Raw genomic sequence first — 4,569 nt, 5'->3', positions numbered from 1 at the left:
ATTTGTTCAATCTAGGGGCGATTTAATCGCGGCGCGAGGTTTGTAACCTAGTGGGCTAAGTAAAAACCGAGCAACATAGAGTTAATCGTCCCTAGAAAGAACCCAAAGGGCAGCGCATGTTTGGCATTTATGCTGCGTTATCGCCTATTTATGGGGAATAACCACACTACATAGGCTCTGCCTTGCCTAAAAACCAAACAGTCTGCTGCAAATTCAACCACGAAAGGTCAACACGCCCTAGTATTTAAAGTAGTGCGCTACAGCTCACCAGGTTGAAAGTTATCAACTGCAATGGCTTTCTTACGTAGCTTATTAGCATGATGCATTGCATCAGCATCCGTTTGCTCTAACAACTGATTTTCAAGCGCAAAATTTATAGCACCTTCAATATCAAGCGTTGCAGGCACACTGCCCTTACGCTGCCATTGTTTTAAGTCTTTAAACTGCGCTTGCATATCATGCATAGCTAAAAATGCGCTTTCCATGACCCCTGTACCTGCATTTTCATCTACATAACATAAATGCGTTAAGCGGTTTCTAAATACACCAGGTTGAGTCATACGCTCGCAAATACTTTGTGCTATTTCATCACTTGGTCTGTGGTAATGGTTTCCAAGCGGGAACACGATACGTTTAAGGATAAAATTAACAACCGGGTTTGAAAAGTTTTTAAAGAAGCCATTAAACGCTTGGCCAATTTCAAATAATGAGTTCTCAATTGCATATTTTACAAATGGTAAATCAGCTTGTTGGCGCCCTTCATCTTCATAACGTTTTAAAACAGTTGATGCTAAGTACAAATGACTTAATACATCACCCAAACGCGCTGATATCATTTCTTTACGTTTAAGCTCACCGCCAAGCATTAACATAGCCACGTCTGTGCAAATAGCTAAGCCTCGGCTCATCCTACTCAATTGTTTATAATAAACAGCCGTTTCACCACCTACAGGGGCTTTAGCAAAACAACTACGTGTCAAGCCATGCACAAATGCCATGCCTGCATTACTTGCTGCAAATATTATATGGTTCATTAATAAACCATCAAATTGTTCAATTGCTGCGTCGTCATCTTCCATGGCAGCGGCTTCCATTTCTTTTAAAACAAAAGGATGACAGCGTGTTGCACCTTGGCCAAATATCATTAAGTTACGCGTTAAAATATTCGCGCCTTCAACCGTAATTGATACTGGAATACCCATATAGCCATGCGCCAAATAGTTATTAGGCCCTACTTGAATTCCTTTACCTGAATGAATATCCATTGCATCGTTCATTACCGTACGACCCATTTCTGTCATATGATATTTAGCAATCGCTGTTACAACCGACGGGCTTAATTTTAAATCAATCGCACCTGCGGTCATTAATCGGCACGACTCAAGTGTGTAAGTTAAACCACCAATACGTGCAAGTGCCTCTTGCACACCTTCAAACTGCCCTATAGATACACCAAACTGCTGGCGTACCATGGCGTATGCCGATGTCATTTTTGAAGCTAAATGTCCAGTTGCTGCACTTAATGCTGGTAGTGATATACCACGCCCTGCACTTAAACACTCAACAAGCATTCTCCAACCACGCCCTGCGCATTCTTGGCCACCAATGATCCAGTCCAATGGTATAAATACATCTTTACCGTAAGTGGTACCATTCATAAAGGCCATATTAAGCGGATAATGACGCTCACCCGTTTCGACACCCGGATGATCGGTTGGTATAAGCGCACACGTTATGCCTAGCTCTTTTTTATCACCTAATAAAGCGTCTGGATCATACATTTTAAATGCTAAGCCGAGTACAGTAGCAACGGGTGCAAGCGTAATGTAACGCTTTGACCAATTTAAACGCAAACCCATTACTTGCTCGCCATTGTGCTCACCCATACACACCACACCGGAATCAGGAATGCTGCCAGCATCAGAGCCCGCCTCTGGTCCCGTTAATGCAAAACAAGGAACATCTGTACCATTAGCTAAACTTGGCAGCCAACGATCTTGCTGCTCTTTAGTGCCATAGTGAAGAAGTAACTCGCCCGGACCTAAGCTATTAGGCACCATAACAGTGACTGCGGCTGTTAAGCTTTTAGTCGAAATTTTTGACACTATCGTCGAATTAGCAATTGCTGAGAACTCACGACCGCCAAATTTTTCAGGAATGATCAGTGCAAAAAAACCTTCTGTTTTTAGGTAATCCCACACTTCTTTTGGTAAGTCTTTGTCTTTTTGTACAATTTGATAATCATCAAGCATCGCCAATAAGGTTTCTACTTGGTTAGCCATAAATGCGTTTTCTTTATCGCTAAGCTCTGGTTTTGGAAAGTGGTGCAGTTTTTGCCAGTCTGGGTTACCACTAAATAACTCACCATCCCACCAAACATCACCTGCTTCCATTGCCTCTCGCTCTGTTTGCGATAATGGCGGAAGCACCTTTTTGAACATTTTAAACGTAGGACGACTAATCAAGTTTAGGCGAATATCTTTAACCGCAAAAATAACCACCACCACGACCAGCAATATTATAAATATTAACATGCGCACATTCCTTACACATTGAATGAAAATAGTAACTTAATTATGACCCATCTTAATTTAAATACAATCATTGCACGACGAGTCGTGAGCCTTAACGCATTCATTTTATTGTTTTAAACATCACTGCTATTATCAACGTTTTAATAACAATAAATTAAAGGAATAGCATGACCCCCTTTCGATTTAAACTAAGTATGAGCGCCTTAATGGTAGCAAGTACTCTTGCTTTAACGGCCTGCGATGCGCAAGTATCTATCGACACTACCGATTCACCACACACTAAAAAAGCTGTAACAGCTAAAGATGCAAATACATTTATAACAAACACAGAAAAAGAACTAAGTGCACTTTATTTAGAATCGAGCCGTGCAGAGTGGATTTACGCAAACTTTATTACTCACGATACATCTGCTCTATCGGCTGAAGTTAACCGTAAAATGACCGAAACAGTCGTGCGTTTAGCAAATGAAGCTGCAAAATACGACGAACTAGAGCTTGATTACGATGCTCGCCGTAAGCTTGATAAACTAAAACTAGCACTTACACTTCCAGCCCCACAAGACGCTGATAAAACAGCGAAGCTTTCACAAATTGTCGCAGAGCTTGGCGGGCTATATGGTAAAGGTAAATACTGTAAAGAAGATGGCAGCTGTTTAAGCCTTGGCGACATGACCTCAAAAATGGCCACCAGCCGAGATTACAACGAACTACTTGATTTATGGCAAGGCTGGCGTGAAATATCAAAACCCATGCGCCCACTTTACGAGCAGCAAGTAGCACTTACCAACGAAGGTGCAAAGGAGCTTGGTTATGCCGATACGGGCGCTATGTGGCGCAGTAAATACGATATGCCTGCTGATGACTTTACCACTGAGCTTGACCGTATTTGGGGCCAAGTTAAACCACTTTATAACTCGCTACATTGCCATGTTCGCGCAAAGTTAGGTGAAAAGTACGGCACCGACAAAGTACCTCAAGATCAGCCAATACCAGCGCACTTACTCGGTAATATGTGGGCGCAAGCATGGGGTAACATTTACGATGTTGTTGCACCAGAAAATGCCGATCCGGGTTACGATGTAACCGAGTTATTAGCTCAAAATAATTACGACGAGCTTAAAATGGTAATAGGGGCTGAAACCTTTTTTACCTCAATGGGATTTGAGCCACTGCCAGAGACCTTTTACGAGCGCTCGTTATTTGTAAAACCAAAAGACAGAGACGTGCAATGTCATGCATCTGCATGGAATATAGATAGCAAAGACGATTTACGTATTAAAATGTGTATTCAGCGCACGGGCGAAGAGTTCTCTGTTATTCACCATGAGCTAGGCCACAATTTTTATCAGCGCGCTTACAACAAACAGCCTTTATTTTATCAAGAAAGTGCCAACGATGGTTTTCATGAAGCCATTGGCGACACCATTGCCTTATCGGTTACACCAGGCTACTTAAAAGAAATTGGCTTACTAGAGCAAGTACCTGATGAATCAAAAGACATTGGTCTATTAATGAAAATGGCACTTGATAAAGTGGCTTTTGTGCCATTTAGCTTAATGGTTGATCAATGGCGTTGGCAGGTATTTTCAGGGCAAGTAAAGCCGCAAGATTACAATAAAGCATGGTGGGAACTACGTGAAAAATACCAAGGAGTACAAGCGCCTATCGCACGTAGCGAAAACGACTTTGATCCGGGTGCTAAGTACCACGTTCCGGGCAACACGCCTTATACACGTTACTTTTTAGCGCATATTTTACAATTTGAGTTTCATCGCAGCTTATGTGAAATTGCCGGTAACGATAAAGCCATTCATCGCTGCTCTATTTATAATTCAAAAGAAGCAGGGGATAAGCTAAACGCTATGCTTGAAATGGGTTCATCTCGCCCTTGGCAAGAAGCGCTTGAAACTGTAACAGGTAAGCCGCAAATGGATGCAACAGCAATGCTCGATTACTTTGCACCATTACAAACATATTTAGATAAACAAAACGAAGGCCGCAACTGCGGCTGGTAAATAGCGCTGAATAAAAAGCC

The 4,569-nt window shown here is 42.0% G+C and carries 2 protein-coding genes; one reads left to right on the top strand and one right to left on the bottom strand.

The window, feature by feature from the left end:
* Positions 1 to 257 precede the first annotated feature (257 nt).
* Positions 258 to 2,534 (bottom strand): acyl-CoA dehydrogenase, encoded by a 2,277-nt coding sequence (locus H5072_RS12330; protein WP_182693683.1) that lies wholly within the window; start codon positions 2,532 to 2,534, stop codon positions 258 to 260.
* A gap of 167 nt (positions 2,535 to 2,701) precedes the next feature.
* Here H5072_RS12330 and H5072_RS12325 point away from each other — a divergent pair, with 167 nt between their 5' ends.
* On the top strand, positions 2,702 to 4,549 hold the full coding sequence (locus tag H5072_RS12325; protein WP_182693682.1) for a M2 family metallopeptidase: 1,848 nt from the start codon (positions 2,702 to 2,704) through the stop codon (positions 4,547 to 4,549).
* Positions 4,550 to 4,569: the final 20 nt, after the last annotated feature.

It is taken from the genome of Pseudoalteromonas sp. SR45-5, assembly GCF_014163565.1.
GTDB classification, from domain to species: Bacteria; Pseudomonadota; Gammaproteobacteria; order Enterobacterales; family Alteromonadaceae; genus Pseudoalteromonas; species Pseudoalteromonas distincta.
This window is presented reverse-complemented; position numbering and strand designations above follow the sequence as displayed.

Bases quoted from the DNA above. Each gene is read 5' to 3' on its own strand.
- H5072_RS12330 (WP_182693683.1), bottom strand. From the start codon at position 2,534: ATGTTAATATTTATAATATTGCTGGTCGTGGTGGTGGTTATTTTTGCG.
- H5072_RS12325 (WP_182693682.1), top strand. From the start codon at position 2,702: ATGACCCCCTTTCGATTTAAACTAAGTATGAGCGCCTTAATGGTAGCA.